This is a genomic window from Deinococcus sp. LM3 (genome assembly GCF_002017875.1).
In the GTDB taxonomy this organism is placed as follows: Bacteria; Deinococcota; Deinococci; order Deinococcales; family Deinococcaceae; genus Deinococcus.
In genome coordinates, this window is sequence record NZ_MUFV01000001.1 from 837560 (window position 1) to 854370 (window position 16811).

General features: G+C 72.7%; 15 protein-coding genes. 10 read left to right on the plus strand and 5 right to left on the minus strand.

Annotation, left to right across the window (positions count from 1 at the left end):
• Entirely contained in the window at nucleotides 1-1302 is a 1302-nt protein-coding gene (locus BXU09_RS03855) for a replication-associated recombination protein A (RefSeq protein ID WP_078300690.1), read from the minus strand.
• Between the two features lie 84 nt (nucleotides 1303-1386).
• Here BXU09_RS03855 and BXU09_RS03860 point away from each other — a divergent pair, with 84 nt between their 5' ends.
• The 5 genes from BXU09_RS03860 to BXU09_RS03880 all read left to right on the plus strand — a co-directional run bounded on the left by BXU09_RS03860 (nucleotide 1387) and on the right by BXU09_RS03880 (nucleotide 7195).
• Nucleotides 1387-1662, plus strand: coding sequence for a hypothetical protein (locus tag BXU09_RS03860; RefSeq protein ID WP_078300691.1), 276 nt, complete (start codon nucleotides 1387-1389; stop codon nucleotides 1660-1662).
• A gap of 85 nt (nucleotides 1663-1747) precedes the next feature.
• Nucleotides 1748-2926: a hypothetical protein gene (locus tag BXU09_RS03865; RefSeq protein WP_078300695.1), complete on the plus strand. Its 1179-nt coding sequence runs from the start codon at nucleotides 1748-1750 to the stop codon at nucleotides 2924-2926.
• A gap of 113 nt (nucleotides 2927-3039) precedes the next feature.
• Entirely contained in the window at nucleotides 3040-5037 is a 1998-nt protein-coding gene (locus tag BXU09_RS03870; RefSeq protein ID WP_078300696.1) for a serine/threonine-protein kinase, read from the plus strand.
• A 130-nt stretch (nucleotides 5038-5167) separates the two neighbouring features.
• The gene (gene tatA, locus BXU09_RS22070; protein ID WP_078300700.1) at nucleotides 5168-5569 is read left to right on the plus strand and encodes a twin-arginine translocase TatA/TatE family subunit; all 402 of its coding nucleotides are present in this window, start codon (nucleotides 5168-5170) and stop codon (nucleotides 5567-5569) included.
• Between the two features lie 120 nt (nucleotides 5570-5689).
• Nucleotides 5690-7195: a YifB family Mg chelatase-like AAA ATPase gene (locus BXU09_RS03880; protein WP_078300702.1), complete on the plus strand. Its 1506-nt coding sequence runs from the start codon at nucleotides 5690-5692 to the stop codon at nucleotides 7193-7195.
• 71 nt (nucleotides 7196-7266) lie between these two features.
• On the opposite strand, the gene BXU09_RS03885 is transcribed toward BXU09_RS03880, so the two are convergent.
• The gene (locus BXU09_RS03885) at nucleotides 7267-7524 is read right to left on the minus strand and encodes a hypothetical protein (RefSeq protein WP_078300704.1); all 258 of its coding nucleotides are present in this window, start codon (nucleotides 7522-7524) and stop codon (nucleotides 7267-7269) included.
• 224 nt (nucleotides 7525-7748) lie between these two features.
• On the opposite strand from BXU09_RS03885, the gene BXU09_RS21170 reads away from it, so the two are divergent.
• The 3 genes from BXU09_RS21170 to BXU09_RS03910 all read left to right on the plus strand — a co-directional run bounded on the left by BXU09_RS21170 (nucleotide 7749) and on the right by BXU09_RS03910 (nucleotide 11627).
• Nucleotides 7749-8690, plus strand: coding sequence for a hypothetical protein (locus tag BXU09_RS21170; RefSeq protein ID WP_205684132.1), 942 nt, complete (start codon nucleotides 7749-7751; stop codon nucleotides 8688-8690).
• The gene (locus BXU09_RS03905; RefSeq protein WP_078300714.1) at nucleotides 8680-9789 is read left to right on the plus strand and encodes a [LysW]-lysine hydrolase; all 1110 of its coding nucleotides are present in this window, start codon (nucleotides 8680-8682) and stop codon (nucleotides 9787-9789) included. Before BXU09_RS21170 ends, BXU09_RS03905 begins: the two co-directional genes overlap by 11 nt.
• Before the next feature lie 92 nt (nucleotides 9790-9881).
• Nucleotides 9882-11627: an SLC13 family permease gene (locus BXU09_RS03910; RefSeq protein WP_078300715.1), complete on the plus strand. Its 1746-nt coding sequence runs from the start codon at nucleotides 9882-9884 to the stop codon at nucleotides 11625-11627.
• Between the two features lie 185 nt (nucleotides 11628-11812).
• Here BXU09_RS03910 and BXU09_RS20870 read toward each other — a convergent pair whose 3' ends face one another.
• Both BXU09_RS20870 and BXU09_RS03915 read right to left on the minus strand, forming a co-directional pair.
• Nucleotides 11813-11974, minus strand: coding sequence for a hypothetical protein (locus BXU09_RS20870; RefSeq protein ID WP_168174552.1), 162 nt, complete (start codon nucleotides 11972-11974; stop codon nucleotides 11813-11815).
• A gap of 46 nt (nucleotides 11975-12020) precedes the next feature.
• Complete coding sequence (locus BXU09_RS03915; protein ID WP_078304713.1) at nucleotides 12021-13295, minus strand: MFS transporter; 1275 nt, start codon at nucleotides 13293-13295, stop codon at nucleotides 12021-12023.
• 214 nt (nucleotides 13296-13509) lie between these two features.
• On the opposite strand from BXU09_RS03915, the gene BXU09_RS03920 reads away from it, so the two are divergent.
• A complete protein-coding gene (locus BXU09_RS03920) occupies nucleotides 13510-14568 on the plus strand; it encodes a C40 family peptidase (protein WP_078300717.1) in 1059 nt (352 codons plus the stop codon).
• A 316-nt stretch (nucleotides 14569-14884) separates the two neighbouring features.
• Here BXU09_RS03920 and BXU09_RS03925 read toward each other — a convergent pair whose 3' ends face one another.
• A complete protein-coding gene (locus BXU09_RS03925; RefSeq protein WP_055362750.1) occupies nucleotides 14885-15109 on the minus strand; it encodes a hypothetical protein in 225 nt (74 codons plus the stop codon).
• 284 nt (nucleotides 15110-15393) lie between these two features.
• Between BXU09_RS03925 and murA the strand changes: the two genes are divergently transcribed.
• The gene (murA, locus tag BXU09_RS03930) at nucleotides 15394-16674 is read left to right on the plus strand and encodes a UDP-N-acetylglucosamine 1-carboxyvinyltransferase (RefSeq protein WP_078300718.1); all 1281 of its coding nucleotides are present in this window, start codon (nucleotides 15394-15396) and stop codon (nucleotides 16672-16674) included.
• Nucleotides 16675-16811 lie beyond the last annotated feature (137 nt).

Consider the following 16811-nt stretch of genomic DNA (forward strand, 5'->3'; position numbering starts at 1 on the left):
TCAGTTCCCGGCGCTCTCCCCGTCCCCGTGGGCGTCCCGGAGTTTGCGCCAGCGTTCGGCGACGCGGGCTTCCCAGCCTTCGCCGGTGGGCGCGTAGAGGTCCAGTTGCACGCCGTCTGGCAGGTAGTTCTGGTTGAAGCTGCCTTCGGGATCGTCGAAGTAGTACGCGTAGCCTTTGCCGTAGCCCTGCTGGCGCATGAGGGCGGTGGGGGCGTTGCGCAGGTGCAGCGGGATGGCGAGGCTGCCTCCGTCGGGTCCGGCGCCCTCGCGCACGGCGTTCAGGGCGTTCTTCCACGCCACGTACACGGAGTTGCTCTTGGGGGCGAGGGCGAGGTACACGACCGCCTGCGCGAGGGCGAGGTCGCCTTCGGGACTGCCGAGGAATTCGACAGTGTCGCGCGCGGCTACAGCCAGCCGCAGGGCCTGCGGGTCGGCGAGGCCGATGTCCTCGGCGGCCATGCGGACCACGCGCCGCGCGACGTACAGGGGGTCGGCGCCGCCCTCGACCATGCGGGCCAGCCAGTACAGCGCGCCGTCCACGTGGCTGCCGCGCACGCTCTTGTGCAGCGCGCTGATGAGGTTGTAGAAGTCCTCGCCGTTCTTGTCCATCTGCGGCAGGTGCCGCCCGAACGCCTCGGTGATCGCGCCCTGCGTGACGGGGTTACTGAGGGTGCTGGCGACTTCCAGGGTGCTCAGGGCGCGGCGGGCGTCCCCTTCCGCGAGGCGGGCGAGCAGGTCCAGCGCCTCTTCCTCGGCGGTCACGCCGCTCAGGCCGCGTTCGTCGGTCAGGGCGCGTTCCAGCAGGCCGCGTACTTCTTCCGGCTTCAGGGCTTCGAGGACCAGCGTGCGGGCGCGGGAGCGCAGGGCGGGGTTCACCTCGAAGCTGGGGTTCTCGGTGGTCGCGCCGATCAGGGTCAGCAGGCCCGACTCGACGTGCGGCAGCAGCGCGTCCTGCTGCGCCTTGTTGAAGCGGTGGATCTCGTCGAGGAACAGGATGGTCTTCTGGCCCCGGCCGCGCAGGCGTTCGGCCTCTGCGGTGGCGTCCCGCACGTCCTTCACGCCCGCCGTGACCGCCGAGAGCGGAATGAAATGCGCGCCGACCTCGCCGGCCAGCAGCCGGGCCAGGGTGGTCTTGCCCACGCCGGGCGGCCCCCACAGGATCAGGCTGCCCAGCCGCCCGGATTGCAGCACGCGCGTCAGGGGTCGGCCGGGGCCGAGCAGGTGCGTCTGTCCCACGACCTCCGCGACCGTGCGGGGCCGCAGGCGTTCGGCGAGGGGAGCGGGCGGGTCGAACAGCGTCACACGTGCAGGATACGGGCGGGCCGGTCGGGGAATTGAGGCGCGGTGCGGGGTGCGCGCCCCCCACCCACGGCGCACAATGACCGCATGGACGAACAGACCCTCCGCCACCAGATCGAACTTGCCGACCTGCCCGCCGGGGTCCACGTGACCCAGGTGCCCGGCGCGGGCGTGGTCCTGCGCGCCACGCACGGCGAGGAACGCGGCCTGGAAATCCAGCTGACCGACGACGCCGGGCGCATGTACGGCGAGGGCCCCGCCGTGGCCACCGCCCTGACCCGCCTGAAACAGGCCGCCCAGGCAGGTCTGCCCGCCCGCCGGACGGACGGCACCTACGAACGGCTGGTGTTCGTGGGCGACTGAACCGGCCCCCGCCCGGCGTCGGGGTGCCAGCCATGCGGGACGACGGGTGGCCCGCACGGAAGGCTGCGCGCCTATCCTGCCCTGCATGACGGACATTGCAGAGCGGTACATCCGGCTGGCGCACGCCATCGACGCGCACTCGGAGGGCTTCATCGACGGGTACGGGGGGCCGCCGGAATGGGCGGTGCGGGAGGCCCGCGAGCCGCAGGCGCTGATGGCAGAGGCGTCGGCGTTGCTGGCGGACGTGGCGGGTGTGCCGGAGGAGGCGCGGCGCGAGTGGTTGACGGTGCAGGTGCGGGCCATGCACACCATGACGCGCCTGCTGTCGGGCGAGGCCATCGCGTACGCCGATGAGGTGCGCGGCCTGTACGACATCGAGGCGCGCCGCGCGGATCTGGGCGAACTGGACGGGGCGCTGCGGGCGCTGGACGCCGCGCTGCCCGGCAGCGGCTCCCTGATCGAGCGGGAGGAGGCGCTGCGTTCGCGGGTGGCGGTGCCGCGCGGGGACATCCTGCGGGTCGCGGCCCCGATCCTGGCGGAGTTGCGCTCACGCGTATCAGAACGCTTCGGGCTGCCGGACGGCGAGGATTTCAGTATCGAACTCGTGAACGACCGGCCCTGGAGCGGGTACAACTGGCCGCTGGGGAACCTGAAGAGTCGCATCGACATCAACACGGACCTGCCGGTGCTGTTGCCCGCCCTGCCGGACCTGCTGGCGCACGAGGGCTACCCCGGCCACCACACCGAGCACGCCACCAAGGAGGCCGGGCTGGTGCGCGGGCGCGGCTGGCTGGAACACAGCATCCAACTCATCAACGCGCCGGAGTGTGTGGTGTCGGAGGGCATCGCCGTGAACGCCCTGCGCGCCATCATGACGCCGGACGAGGCAGAGGCGTGGCTGACCGGGGAACTCGCCGCGCTGGCCGGGCTGGACGCCGACGACATCCGCGCGTTCCTGGCGGTCACGCAGGTCAAGCGGGCGCTGGGCGGCGTGAGCGGCGAGGCGGCCATGCGCCTGCACGCCGACCGCGCCCCGGAAGGCGAGGTGCTGGAGTTCCTGCAGACCTACGCCCTGGCCAGCGAGGCGCGCGCCCGGCAGTCCCTGCGGTTCATCGGGAATCCCACCTTCCGGTCGTACATCTTCACGTACGCCGTCGGCGGCGATCTGGTGCGGCAGGCCGTCGAGCGCGGCGGCAGTGACACCTTCGCCCACCTGCTGCGCGAACCCGTCACGCCGGGGCAGCTGGCGGCCATGGGCCAGTAACGCAGGAGGGAGTGGGGTGCAGGGCGGCAGGTCAGCCACCGACCCACTCCCCACCCACTGCGAGCCGCGCCCCGCGCCTCCCTCGTGGCTGCCGGGCGCTACACTCGCGGAGTATGCCGCTGGATTCGGGCTCTGTGCTGGTGGGTCGGTACGACCTGCTGGGTCTGCTGGGCGAGGGTGGAAGCGCGCGGGTGTTCCGGGCGCACGACACGCTGCTGGGGCGGGACGTGGCCGTGAAGGTGCAGCACGCGCACGTGCCGCCCAGTGACCGCGAGCGCTTTCTGCGGGAGGTGCGGACGCTGGCGCGCCTGACGCACCCTGGGGTGGTGCCGGTGCTGGACCTGGGAACGGAGCCGGAGGGGGGTCGGCCGTTTTTCACGATGCCGCTGATGACGGGCGGGCCGGTGACGACGCTGGGACCGCTGGAGGACGCGCCGGGGCCGCTGGGGCGGTTCCTGACGGCGGCGGCGTTCGTGTCGCGGGCGCTGCATTTCGTGCATGCGCAGGGGATCACGCACCGGGACCTGACGCCGGGGAACGTGCTGCTGGACGGGGCGGGGTTACCGCGCGTGATGGATTTCGGGCTGGTGGCGCTCAGTGAGCACACCCGGCAGCTGACGCGCAGCGGCGTGACGCTGGGCACCCCGGCGTACATGGCGCCCGAGCAGGCGCGCGGGGTGGGCGTGGGGCCGCTGAGTGACCTGTACGCGCTGGGCGCGGTGCTGTACCGGGTGGCGTGCGGCAGTCCGCCGTTCGTGGGGGACAGTGATCAGAGCGTGCTGTACCAGCATGTGTACGAGGCCGCGCCGGACCCGCGCGAGCTGAACCCGGCGGTGCCGGACGCGGTGGCGCGGGTGCTGCTGTCGCTGCTGGCCAAGCGTCCGGAGGACCGCCCGGAGAGTGGGGAGGCGCTGGCGCACCTGTGGGCGCTGGCGCGGCGGGACGTGTGGACGGCGCACGTGCGCGGGCAGTACCGGGGTGGGCGCACCCGGACCGGTGAGCATCCGGACGGACCGGCGCGCGTGGCGGGCCTGCGGGAGGTCTGGAGCGTGCCGCTGCCGGGCGAGGTGACGTGGCCGGCCGCCGTGATGGGCGAGGGGGATCTGGTGGCGGTGGGCACGCGCGGCGGGCAGCTGGTCCTGACGCACGCGTCGGGGCGGCCGTTCGCGACGTACGCGGCGCGCGACGAGGTGACGGCCCCGGCGACCTTCCAGGGCGGGCAGGTGCTGTTCGGCGCGTGGGACGGCACCTTGCGGCGCGTGGATCTGCACAGCGGCGCGCAGGTGTGGCTGCACCGGGCGCGGGCGGAACTGACGGGCGCGCCCACGCTGTGGGGCGGGCAGGTGCTGGCCAGCAGCCGGGACGGGCACCTGTACGCGCTGGACGACCGGACCGGCGAGCTGCGCTGGGCGTACCGGACGGGCGGGCCGGTGGCGGCCAGTCCGCTGGTGTGGGCGGGCGCGGCGCTGATCTGCGACGAGAGCGGCTGGTTGCACGCGCTGGACGCCCGCAGCGGCGCGCCCATGTGGAAGGTCGAGATCGGGACGGTGCACGGCACGCCGGCGCTGCTGCCGACCCGGCCGGGCGAGGCGACGCTGGTCGTGGCGACCTGGGAGGGCGAGGTGCATGCGCTGGCGCTCAGCGCGGCGGGGGGGCGGCCGGCGCTGGCGCAGGGAGAGCCGACGCTGTGGACGTACGATCTGGAGGATGAGGTGTGGGCGTCCCCGGCGCTGACCGGCGCGGACCGGGACGGTGGCGTGGCGATCCTGGCCGGGTGGGGGGGCGAGGTGCGGGCGCTGCGCCTGTCGGACGGCGAGGACCTGTGGTCGCACCGCATGGAGGGCCGCGTGACGGCCAGTCCGGTGATCAGCGCCGGGATGGTGTTTCTGGCGTCCGAGGCGGGGGAACTCCGGGCGCTGGACGTGCGCAGCGGGGCGGTACGCTGGTCGCACCGGGAGGCGCAGGGCGTGCAGGCCACGCCACTGGCGGCAGACGGGACGCTGTACGTGGCGTTCATGAACGGCACGCTGCGCGCGTACCGGGACGTGCCGCCCGCCGACGCGAAGGGGACCGCAGCGGCGGGCGTGCCGGGGCCGGTCGCGCCGCGCTGAAGGTGGCGCGTGACATTTGCTTGGACGGGCGGCCCTACACTGCGGGGGTGGTTCCTGGCGGGCCGCGCCGGACGGTCGTCTGCCGGCTGGTGGTGTGGTCACCGCCGATTTTCCCTGGAGGTCAAGTGTTATGCCCAATATCGGTCCTGCTGAACTGCTGGTGATCCTGCTGGTCGCGCTCGTGGTGTTCGGTCCCCGCAAACTTCCGGAACTGGGCAAGAGCCTGGGGGCTGGCCTGCGTGAATTCCGCAAAAGTACCCAGAGCCTCAAAGACGGCCTGGACGGCACCCTGAACGACCCGCCGCCCGCCGCTCCCGCGCAGACGATTCACGCGCAGGCGGCCGTTCCGGTCGCGGCGGCTGTCGCGCCGGGCGCGCAACCCATGGCGGCGCAGCCCGTTGCAGCGCAAGCTGTCGCGGCGCAACCGGCGACGGTGCAGCCGCTGACGGTGCAGCCGGTCGAGGTGCCCCAGCCGGCCGCGCCGGACAGCACCCCGGCCGTCACGGTCGCCAAGGAGCCCACCCACAGCTGACGGCCCCGGCCGCGCCCCGCGTGTCCCCTGCCGGGGGTGTGAGGTCCTGCGGCCGGCGCACAGCGGAGCGTCTGGTACGCTGGCAAGCGTGAAATTCCGCACAGTTCGTGGGGGCCGCTGATGCTGGCCCGCGCCCGCAGTGTCGCACTGATCGGCGTGGACGCCGTTCCGGTCGAGGTCGAGGTGGACGTCTCGCCGGGCCTGCCCGCCTTCACGGTGGTGGGGTTGCCGGATCAGGCGGTCAGCGAGGCGCGCGAGCGGGTGCGGGCCGCCGTGCGGAACGCGGGGTTGCCGTTCCCGGCGGCGCGGATCACGGTGAACCTCGCTCCGGCGGACCTGCGCAAGGAGGGGCCGCTGTACGACCTGCCCATCGCGCTGGGGCTGCTGGCCGCGCAGGACCTGCTGCCGGCGGCGGCGCTGGCGGGCACGCTGGTGGCGGGTGAACTGGCGCTGGACGGCAGCCTGCGGCCCATCTCGGGCGCGGTGAATCTGGCGTTGCTGGCGGCGCAGCTGGGTCTGCCGGCGCTGCTGCCGCTGGGAAACGCACCCGAGGCGGCGCTGATCGAGGGCGTGCCGGTGTTCGGGGCAGGCACCCTGGCCGAGGCGGCCCGGCACCTGGGCGGCTCTCACCCGCTGCCGGTCACGCCGGCGCCCGAGGCGCAGGGGCCGGAGGACACGCTGCTGGACCTCGCGGACCTCAAGGGCCAGAGCGGGGCGCGCCGGGCGCTGGAGATCGCCGTGGCGGGCGGGCACAACCTGCTGATGGTCGGGTCGCCCGGCAGCGGCAAGACCATGCTGGCGCGCCGCGCGCCGGGGCTGCTGCCGCCCCTGACGCGGGCCGAGGCGCTGGAGGTCACGCGGATTCACTCGGCGGCGGGCCTGCTGGCGTCGCGGGGCCGCCTGAACCTGGGCGCGCCGTTCCGCGCGCCGCATCACACGGTGTCGGACGCCGGGTTGATCGGTGGGGGCGGCGTGCCCCGGCCGGGTGAGGTCAGCCTCGCGCACCGGGGCCTGCTGTTCCTGGATGAATTCCCGGAGTTCAGCCGCAAGGCCCTGGAGACGCTGCGCCAGCCGCTGGAGGACGGCGCGGTCGTGATCAGCCGCGCGCGGGCGACCGTGCAGTACCCGGCGCGCTTTCAGCTGATCGCCGCCATGAATCCCTGCCCGTGCGGGCACCTGGGCGACCCGGAAAAGGCCTGCGTGTGCACGCCGTCCGAGCGGATGCGGTACGCGGCGAGGCTGTCGGGGCCGCTGCTGGACCGCATCGACCTGACGGTGCGGGTGCCGCGCCTGACGGTCGAGGAACTGACCCGCGCGCCCGAGCCGGAACCCACGGCCCCGGTGCGTTCACGGGTGGCGGCGGCCCGCGAGCGGATGCTGGCCCGGCAGGGCGGCCGGAACGCGGATCTGGGCGGGCAGGCGTTGCGGCAGCACGCCCCGCTGGCGGCCGGTCCCGAGAATTTTGCGCGGGCCGCCGCGAAGCAACTGGGCCTGACCGGGCGCGGCTACGACCGCCTGCTGCGCGTGGCGCGCACGGTCGCGGATCTCGCGGGCAGCCCCGACATCCGCGAGGCGCACCTGGCCGAGGCGGTCACGTACCGCCCGCGCGACCTGGGCACCGGCTGACGCGACCCGCGCACAGGGCAGGAGTGGGCGGCACCAGGGGAACTTCCGGTGCCGCCCACTCCTGTCTCGGTTTACTCCTCGCTGCTGTCGCGGTTGACGGTGCTGGTCCCGTCGTCCGGGCCGCTGCCCGGCTCGATCAGGTCGGCGGGGGCGACGGCAGCGATCAGGCCGGTGGTGTTGGCGTTCGCCACGGCCGGAATGACGGCCGGTCCCTGATCGCGGCGCAGGGTTTCTCCCTCGCGCGGGTCGTTCACGAGGTTGCCGCTCTCGCGTTCGATGTCCTCGACGCTGCGGCCCAGGGGGGTGGTGTCGTGCAGTGGGTCGGTCATGCGCCCAGTGTGGCGCGCCTACCGGGGGGCGCGGTGAGAGGCGGCGCGGGCGTGTCTTCATGCGCGGCCGTGACAGCCGGGAGCGGCGCCGCGCGCCTGGGCAGGGTTGGGTATGCTGTGCCGACAGGTTCCGGGCCGCGCGTAGCGTGACCGGGGCCGCCCAGGTGCAGGAGAGGGCCGGTTCAGGCGGCGCCCGGCTCCTGTGGGTTTTTCAAGGAGTGATCATGACCCAGCGTGCCCCCAGTGAACGTGCCGTGCAGGCCCTGCAGACCATCGGAATGACCGCTTCTCCCCTCACGTCGCTGGAACGCGACGAGGCGCTGTTCGTCCTGACGGCCGACACGCTGCTGTTCCAGGACGGCGACGGTACGCGCCGGGTCACGCTGCGCGACCTGACCCGCATCCACAGTGATCAGGAGGGCACGCTGCGGGTCGAGACGCCGGCCGGGACGGCCCTGACGGCCAGCCTGCTGGGCTTCGATCCGGCGCAAGTGCAGGCGTTCTTCGGGCAGGTCAGGGACGCGACCGCGCAGGCCAAGGAACGCGTGGCCGCGCAGGAAGCGGCGCAGGCGGCCGAGGTCACCCCGGAACCGGCGGCGCCCACGCCCCAGCCTGCTCCCACGCCCGCTCCCGAACCCACGCCGGTTCCCACCCCGGCACCCGCACCGAGTCCGGCACCGACGCCGGCACCCGCTCCGGTTCACACGCCGGTCAGCGCGGCGCCGGTCGTGATCTCGTCGAGCGGCTTCTCGCCCAGCCGCACCCCGGACCTCACCAAATCGCCGGCCTCGCCGCGCAGCGAGGTCGCGCCCGCCCCGGCGCCCGCCCCCGTCCCGATGCCGACCGCAGCGCCGGCGGCGGCTCCGGCCTCGGCCGGCGTGCCGCTGCGGGGCGCGGCGTCGGCGGTGGCGGCGCTGACCCGGCAGGCGGACCTCGTGGACAGCCTGACGGGTCGCCTGCGGGTGCTGGGCGCAGTGCTGTTCGTGGCGTCGGTCGCGCTGGCGTTCTTCCAGTTCTCGGGCGGCGAGCAACTCTTGGCGCTTTGGACGCTGCTGGCGGGCGGCGTGGGCACCATCGCGCTGATGGCGCTGGCGGACATCGCGCGGCTGCTCGTGGCGCTGGCGCGGGCGTCGGGCACCTCGGGCGGGGTGATGGATGTCGACTGACGTTCCGGCCGCCGCGCCGGACGTGCAGGACGCGCGGGAGCTGCTGATCCGTGCGGTGCAGACCGCGTCGCTGTCCGGTCAGGAGGGGCCGGTGGCCGACTTCCTGAGCGGCTGGATGGCCGCGCGGGGCTTCACGGCGCGGGTGGACGATGCCGGGAACGCTGTGGGCGAGCGCGGCAGTGGGCCACTGACGGTGGCGCTGCTGGGCCACATGGACACCGTGCCGGGCGAGATTCCGGTGCGGGTGGACAGCCACGGCGTGCTGCACGGGCGCGGCAGCGTGGACGCCAAGGGGCCGCTGTGCGCGTTCATGGCGGCCGTGGCGACCCTGCCGCCCGAGGCGCTGGCGGCGGCGCGCTTCGTGGTGATCGGCGCGACCGAGGAGGAGGCGCCCAGCAGCCGGGGCGCGCGGCACATCCGCGAGGTGCTGAGCCCGGACGTGGTCCTGATCGGCGAACCGAGCGGCTGGGAGGGCCTGACGCTGGGCTACAAGGGTCGCCTGGTCGTGCGGGCCGAGGCGCAACGCGAGAACTTCCACACGGCGGGCGAGGGCAGCAGCGCCGGGGACGACCTGACCGAGGCGTGGTTCCGGGTGCGGGCCTGGGCGGCCGGGGCGGGCGAGCCGGGCGGCGTGTTCGGCGGGGTGCAGGCGACCGTGCAGGACATCACGAGCGGCACGGACGGCCTGACGCAGCGGGCGCGCGGCACCTTCGGGTTGCGCCTGCCGCCCGCCGTGAGCCCCGCCGACGCCGAGGCGGTCATCCGTGAGCTGCTGGCCGACCTGGACAGCGTAACCGTGACCTTCACCGGCCATGAGAGCGCCGTGCGGCACGACCGGGACAACGCGCTGACGCGGGCCATGCGGGTCGCGATCCGCGCGCAGGGCGGCACGCCCGTGTTCAAGGTCAAGACCGGCACGAGCGACATGAACGTGGTGGCCGGGCACTGGCCGGTGCCGACGCTGGCGTACGGGCCGGGCGACAGCGCCCTGGATCACACGCCGGAGGAACGCCTGGATCTGGCGGAATACGACCGGGCGGTCACGGTGCTGCGCGAGGCCCTGACCCGGCTCGCCACCGGCTGGTCCGCTCCGGCCTGAACCGGAAGCAGGGTCACGGAAATCAAGCGGGTACGTCTTCTGGTTTCTCTCACGCGGCCAGCCCGTGGGCGCGGCACGCTTCCCGGTGACACATGGACCCCATCCTGATCCTGCTGATTCTGTTCGTCGCCGCGCTGGTGCTGTTCGCCACCGAGTGGCTGCCGGTCGACGTGACCGCGCTGGGGCTGCTCTCGGCGCTGCTGCTGCTGGGCCTGCTGACCCCGAAAGAGGCGTTCGCGGGCTTCGGCAGCGACACGGTCCTGACGCTGGCGTCGCTGTTCATCCTGACGCGGGTGCTGCTGCGGGCCGGGGTGATCGAGTGGGTCGGCGTGAGCATCGCGCGGCGCTCCCGGAACGCCACGGCCACGCTGCGCTCGCTGCTGGGAACCGTGGCGGGCGTCAGCGCCTTTACCAGCAACACCGCCACGACTGCCGTGTTCCTGCCGGTCGTGGCGGGCACGGCGCGCCGCGCCGGGATTCCCGCCAGCCGCGCGCTGATGCCGCTGGCGTTCGCGAGCATCCTGGGCGGCACGATCACTGTGATCGGCACGAGCACCAACCTCGTCGTGTCGGGCGCGCTGCCGGCGGCCGGGCAGGAACCGCTGGGGTTTTTCGAACTGGCGTGGGTGGGCGTGCCGGTGGCGGTACTGGGTCTGGCGTACCTGTTCTTCGTCGCGCCGCGCCTGCTGCCCGCCCGTGACGCGCAGCTCGAGGAGTCGCTGCGGGCGTACCTCGCGGACCTGACGGTCGCCGCCGGCAGTCCGCTGGCCGGGCAGACCCTGCGGGAAACCGGACTGGGCCGCGATCACGGCCTGACGGTCGTCGCCGTGCGGCGCGGCGAGGAGGCCACGCAGTACGCGCCCGGACCGGACTTCCGCGTGCAGGAGGGCGATACCCTGACCGTCGAGGGGCCCACCGAGCGCATCCTGGCGGGCAAGAGCACGCTGGGCGTGGTCAGCAAGAGCGAGCAGAAACTCCCGCAGGACGAGGGTGGCGCGGTGCGGCTGGTCGAGGCGGTCGTCATGCCCGGCTCGCCGCTGCTGGGCCGCACCCTGAAAGAGGCGCGTTTCCGTGAGCGGTACGGGGCGTCCGTGCTGGCGCTGCACCGCCGCGCGCGGAACGTCGAACGCCTGGGCCGCCTGCGCATCCAGGTCGGTGACGTGCTGATGGTGCAGGGCGGCGCGGACCGCCTGGATTCGCTGGGCGAGTACCTGGTGGTCATGGGTGACCTGACCGAGCGGCAGCGCGACCTGCGGCGCGCCCCGCTGGCGCTGCTGCTGTTCGGAGGGTCCGTGCTGCTGGGCGGTCTGGGCGTCGTGCCGCTGGCGGTGGCGGTGGTCGTGGCGGTCGCCCTGAGCCTGATGTTCCGCCTGATCACGCCCGAGGAGGCGTACGGGTCGGTGGAGTGGCCGGTGATCGTGCTGGTGGCGTGCATGCTGGCCTTCGGCACGGCCTTCGAGGACAGCGGCGCGGCCCGCGCCCTGACCGGCGCGCTGTCGGGAGTGCTGGAGCCGCTGGGGCCGTACGGACTGCTGGGCGCGCTGTTCCTGGTGACGGTCCTGCTGACCCAGCCCATGAGTAACCAGGCGGCGGCGCTGGTCATGCTGCCGCTGGCCATCGGAACCGCCAAGGCGCTGGGCTACGATCCCCGGCCGTTCATCATCGGGATCACGGTGGCGGCCAGCAACTCGTTCATCACGCCGCTGGAGCCGTCATGCATGCTGGTGTACGGGCCGGGGCGGTACTCGTTCATGGATTTCGTGCGGGTCGGGGCGGGCCTGACCGCCGTGACGTTCGTGGCGGCCCTGCTGATCATTCCGCGCGTCTGGCCGTTCTGAACACGGACTGCGGCCCGGCGGTCTGTACAGACGGCCGGGCCGGGTCGCGGGTCGTGCGGATTCCGTCTGTTTCGCTGACAACCTGACAGGGCGCCGGGTTGCCAACTCGACGCCTGGAATCCGTTTCTCTGCTCACAGCCACTCCGGTTGAACGGTTTGGCAGACTGTTCAACCGCAATGGCGGGTCAGATGAACAGGGGAGCGTCGGGGTCGTCGGGCAGGGGGCGTCCCTTGCGGGCGAACAGCGCGGCGGTGGTGCCGATCCCGATGATCGCGCCCAGGGCAACCACGATCAGCGCCCACGTCATCAGGGCGTGCGATTGGTCAGGATTGCGGTCTGAAGCCATGCACGCAGCATAACAGCCGTTCGCGGCGTGCGGGCTTAGGCTCGGTTCAGGCTTTCGGGAGGGGATCACGGGGCAGGCGGGTCCACAGGGCGGCAGTGGCGGCGGCGCCCAGCGCGGCCAGGACGATCAGGCCGGCGCGCGGCCCGAAGGGACCGCTGCTGCTGATCAGGCTGCTGGCGATCAGCGCGCCGGGGGGGCCCATGCCGACCAGCACGAACGAGTACAGGCTCATGACCCGGCCGCGCAGCGCGTCGGGGATGGTGAGCTGCACGCTGGAGTTCGCGCTGACCAGCAGGGTCAGCATCCCGAACCCGCAGGCGGCCAGGACCGGGAAGGCCAGCGCCGGGCCGGGCGTGAAGGCCAGCGCGACGGCGCTGAGGGTCAGGATGACCGCGCCGACCCGCAGGTTGCGCAGCGGGTTGGGACGGCTGGCCTGCCAGAGCGCGCCGGCCATCGCGCCGATCCCGAAGGCGGCCGACAGCGCGCCGAAGGTCGCCTCGCGCGCGCCGAACACCACGCGGGCGTAGTAGGGGATGATCACGTTGAAGTTGATGATGGTCAGGCTGAGCGCCCCGACGAGCAGCATGACGTTGCGCACGGCGGGCGTGCCGCGCACGTAGCGCAGGCCCTCGCGGACGTCCTCGGCCATGCTGCCGCGCGGGCCGCCCTCGCGGGGGGGAAAGGGCAGCGTGGCGATCACGTACAGCACCACGAAGAACGACGCGACGTTCAGGTAGAACGGCAGCGCCAGCCGCGAGATGTCGTCGCCGTTCCCGCCTGCCAGCAGCGTGACGCCCAGCGCGGCGACCACCCCGAACAGCGCCTGCCCGACCGTGCGGCTCACGTTGAACGACAGGCTGTTCAGGGCGACGGCGTTCGGCACGTCGCTTCTGGGCACGAAGTCCACGACCATGCTCTGCCGGGCCGGCATGTCGAAGGCGTTCGCGCAGCCGGACAGGAACGCGATGCCCATGACCAGCGGCAACGTGACCAGACCCAGGTGCGTGGTGACGGCCAGGGCGGTCGCAGTGATCAGCAGCGTGATCTGCGTGGCCAGCAGCACGTTCCGGCGCGGCACGCGGTCGATGACGGCCCCGGCGAACAGCGAGAGCAGCAGGCTGGGCATGAACTGCGCGGCGGTGACCCAGCCGAGCGCGGCGCTGCTGCCGCCCGAGAGTTCCAGCACGAGGTACTGCTGGGCAGTGGCCTGCATCCACGATCCGGTCAGCGAGAGCAGCTGCGAGAACCAGTAGCGGCGGTAGTGGGGGTGGCGCAGGGCACTGAAGGTGCGCGTACGCCACGCCTGGGCGCGGGCAGTCACGCCTGCCACCATACGCCCCGCCGGGACCGCACCGGCCTTCCTGACGGGACGCTCCCCCCTGCCCCGGCGCGGCGGGTGGCTTGGCAGGGTGGACAGCTTGGCAGGGCGGGCGGGGGCGTGTTACGGTGCGCGGGTCAACGTTCACGTTTCTCAGTCGTTCCGTATTCTTTCCGGGTCCGGTGCGTTCCGGCCGGGTCTTTCCTGCGAGTCCTTCATGTCCCTGCCTGATTCCCGCGTTCTGACGCTCCTGCGCCCCCCGCTGACCGTGCTGGCCCTGTCCCTGTCGCTCGGGGGGCTACCGGCCGCCGCGCAGACACTCACCGCGCCGCTGGTCGTGACGGCCCCTGACCTGCGGGGCGCGGCCAGCGTGACCGTGCAGCCCGGCGATACGGCGTTCAGTCTGGCCCGCCGCGCCGGCCTGAGCGTCGAGGCGCTGCTGGCCCTGAACGGCCTGACCCGCCCGGACCTGCGGGTCGGGCAGGTGCTGACCCTGCGTGACGGGCCGCGCACGCACGTCACGCAGCCCGGCGAGACGCTGTACGCCCTGGCCCGCCGCTACGGGGTCACGGTGGACGCCCTGCTGGCCGCCAGCAGCCTGCCGCCGGGCGCGGCGCTGCGGGCCGGGCAGGTGCTGACCCTGCCGGCCGGAGCGATCGACCGCGGCGTGACCGGCGCGCCCGCTCCGGCTCCCCCCGTTCCGGCTGGTCTGCCGCTGCCGGCGGGCGTGGTCGGTTCGCCGTTCCTGCCGGCCGCGCCCGCGCCGGTCGCGCCGGTGCTGCAACCGGCGCGCGAGATGCCGCGCGTGCAGGGTCCGGCCACGCTGCCAGTTGCTGCCGTGGCTGGCGAGGCGTCCGGCGAGGTGGTCGCATCTCCCCTGCCGGGCGACTGGCGCGGGGCGGCCCTGGCGCTGCTCGGCACGCCCTACGTGTTCGGCGGCGAGGCCCGCAGCGGTCTGGATTGCAGCGGGTTCGTGCGGCAGGTGTTCACGCCGCTGGGCGTGGCGTTGCCGCGCGTCAGTGCGGATCAGGCGCGGGCGGGCGCGGCGGTGGACGACCGCGACCTGCGGCCCGGCGACCTGCTGTTCTTCGACACCGAGGGCCGGGGGCGCGTGTCGCATGTCGGCATCTACCTGGGTGACGACCAGTTCATCAGCGCGAACAGTTACCTGGGGCGGGTGTCCGTGGACCGGCTACGCAGCGACCGCTACTGGGGACCGCGCTACCTGTGGGCGCGGCGGGTGCTGGACGGCCCGGTGGCCCTCACGCGGCCCTGATACGGATTCCGTTTGTTTCGCCGACAATCCGGGACTTCACCGGATTGCCAGCTCCACGTCCGGAACCCGTATTGCTCCCACTCGCTCCGCTCGGATTGAATGAGCTTTGCAGCCCATTCAATCGGAGTCCGTATGAGTCGCCCCCGGCTGGATGGTCCGCGTCCGGACTCCGGCCCAGCCGGTTCGTGAACACCGTCCGGGTGAACCCGGAGTGCTGCGGCGCAGGGCGAGTGGGAACAGGCGCAGTCCGCATGACAGGAATTCGCGCGCCGTCCCGGTTCGGGGGGCGCGCGGCGGCGTTGCGGAGCGGGTCGGGTCAGGCGTCGTCGCTGAGCAGTTCGGTGTCCAGGATGGAGCGGTACTGCTCGAGGTTCTCACCTTCACCGAGCTCGCGGGCGATCTTTTCGATGGCCAGACGGACGACTTCGCTCTTGCTGATCAGTCGTTCGGGACTGGACAGTTCGTACGCCGTGCGGGTCAGCAGGGCGTCCTGCTCATCGCTGATGACCACCTGCAGGCGTTTACGTTCCTTCTTGGGCATGCCTCTCCTGAAAGGGACCTCCCGCTGCCGTGGGCGTCGCGGTGGTGGGTGTGATCGTACTCGCAGCGTAGCACGCAACCTGAGTGCCCTCAACATGAGACTCCCCTGACGACTGGGCTATAGATGTGGCTCATCCTCTGGGCGGCCACTGGATGTATGGTCAGTGTGGACACATCCTGAGCAAGATGTGTAACATGCACCCATGCCGCGTGGGGAATCGGCCGTCTGCCGGCCACCCAATCCCAGTCCCCGCGCGCCCGTGACCTTCACGAAAGGATACTTCCATGCAACTGACCCCACTGCACGTCCAGGGAGGCCGCGAACTCAGCGGCGAGATCGCCGTTCAGCACAGCAAGAACGCGGCGCTGCCGATCATCGTCGCCAGCCTCCTGAGCAGTGAGAAGGTCATCCTGCACGGCATCCCGCGCCTGAGCGACGTGGCGACCATCCTGGACCTGCTGGCCCACATCGGCACGCGCCACGCCTGGATCGGCGAGAACAGCCTGGAGCTGCACACCCCAGAGATCCTGAACACCGACGCGCCCTACGCGCTGGTCAGCAAGATGCGCGCCAGCTTCATCGTGATGGGCCCCATCCTGGCCCGCGCCGGACACGCGACCGTCTCCATGCCCGGCGGCTGCGCCTGGGGTCCGCGCCCCGTGGATCAGCACGTCAAGGCGCTGCGCGCCCTGGGAGCGCAGGTCAGCGAGGACGGCGGCAACTTCGAGGCGACCCGCCAGGGCAGCCTCAACGGGCAGTTCATCTTCGAACTGCTGACCGTGGGCGGCACGCACAACGCCATCCTGGCCAGCGTGCTGGGCGACGGCGTGGTCACGCTGGAGAACGCCAGCATCGATACCGACGTGGTCGACATGATCGAGTTCCTGAACAGCCTCGGCGCGGACATCCAGGGTGCCGGGACGAACACCATCACGGTGCGCGGCGTCAGCGCCCTGCGCGGCGGCACGTACACGGTCATTCCCGACCGCATCGAGGCCGGCACCTTCATGATGCTGGCCGCCGCCACCCGCAGCCGCGTCACGCTCACGAACGTCCGCCCCGACCACCTGCGCGCCGTGACCGGCAAGTTGCAGGAGATGGGCGTGGACATCACCGAGCAGGGCAACACCCTGACCGTGGATGCCCGCGACCGCACCCTGAGCCCCGTGAACATCACCACCCAGAGCTACCCGGGCTTCCCCACCGACCTGCAACCGCAGATGAGCGCCCTGCTCGCCACGGTGCCCGGCACCAGCGTCGTGCAGGACCCTGTGTACCCCGACCGCCTGACGCACGTGGCCGAACTGACCCGCATGGGCGCGAACATCACCGTCAGCGGCTACACCCAGGTCATCCAGGGCGGCGCGCTGCACGCCGCGCCGGTCAAGGCCGCCGACCTGCGCGCCGGCGCGGCCCTGTTCATCGCGGGCCTGACCTGCGAGGGCGACACCGTGATCGACGGCGTGCAGTACCTGAACCGCGGCTACGAACGCCTCGCCGAGCGCCTGCGCGGCCTGGGTGCGAACGTCATGCAGCCCGAAGGTCTGCTGGCCGCCGCCGACTGATCCGGATCCGCCGCAGGGGGGCGTCCGCCGTGAACCGGTGGGGCGCCCCCCTGCTTCTACACCGCTGCCAGTTCTGCCCCACTGCCAGTTCTGCCCCGCTACCAGCGGGCGGCCCCCCCTGGCAGTGGGGGCGCGCG

Excerpts from the sequence above, each read along its gene's own strand:
- BXU09_RS21170 (WP_205684132.1), top strand. The coding sequence starts at position 7,749 with ATGACCCAGCGTGCCCCCAGTGAACGTGCCGTGCAGGCCCTGCAGACC.
- BXU09_RS03905 (WP_078300714.1), top strand. The coding sequence starts at position 8,680 with ATGTCGACTGACGTTCCGGCCGCCGCGCCGGACGTGCAGGACGCGCGG.
- BXU09_RS03885 (WP_078300704.1), bottom strand. The coding sequence starts at position 7,524 with ATGACCGACCCACTGCACGACACCACCCCCCTGGGCCGCAGCGTCGAG.
- BXU09_RS03860 (WP_078300691.1), top strand. The coding sequence starts at position 1,387 with ATGGACGAACAGACCCTCCGCCACCAGATCGAACTTGCCGACCTGCCC.
- BXU09_RS20870 (WP_168174552.1), bottom strand. The coding sequence starts at position 11,974 with ATGGCTTCAGACCGCAATCCTGACCAATCGCACGCCCTGATGACGTGG.
- BXU09_RS03910 (WP_078300715.1), top strand. The coding sequence starts at position 9,882 with ATGGACCCCATCCTGATCCTGCTGATTCTGTTCGTCGCCGCGCTGGTG.
- murA (WP_078300718.1), top strand. The coding sequence starts at position 15,394 with ATGCAACTGACCCCACTGCACGTCCAGGGAGGCCGCGAACTCAGCGGC.
- BXU09_RS03920 (WP_078300717.1), top strand. The coding sequence starts at position 13,510 with ATGTCCCTGCCTGATTCCCGCGTTCTGACGCTCCTGCGCCCCCCGCTG.
- BXU09_RS03865 (WP_078300695.1), top strand. The coding sequence starts at position 1,748 with ATGACGGACATTGCAGAGCGGTACATCCGGCTGGCGCACGCCATCGAC.
- BXU09_RS03880 (WP_078300702.1), top strand. The coding sequence starts at position 5,690 with ATGCTGGCCCGCGCCCGCAGTGTCGCACTGATCGGCGTGGACGCCGTT.
- BXU09_RS03870 (WP_078300696.1), top strand. The coding sequence starts at position 3,040 with ATGCCGCTGGATTCGGGCTCTGTGCTGGTGGGTCGGTACGACCTGCTG.
- BXU09_RS03925 (WP_055362750.1), bottom strand. The coding sequence starts at position 15,109 with ATGCCCAAGAAGGAACGTAAACGCCTGCAGGTGGTCATCAGCGATGAG.
- tatA (WP_078300700.1), top strand. The coding sequence starts at position 5,168 with ATGCCCAATATCGGTCCTGCTGAACTGCTGGTGATCCTGCTGGTCGCG.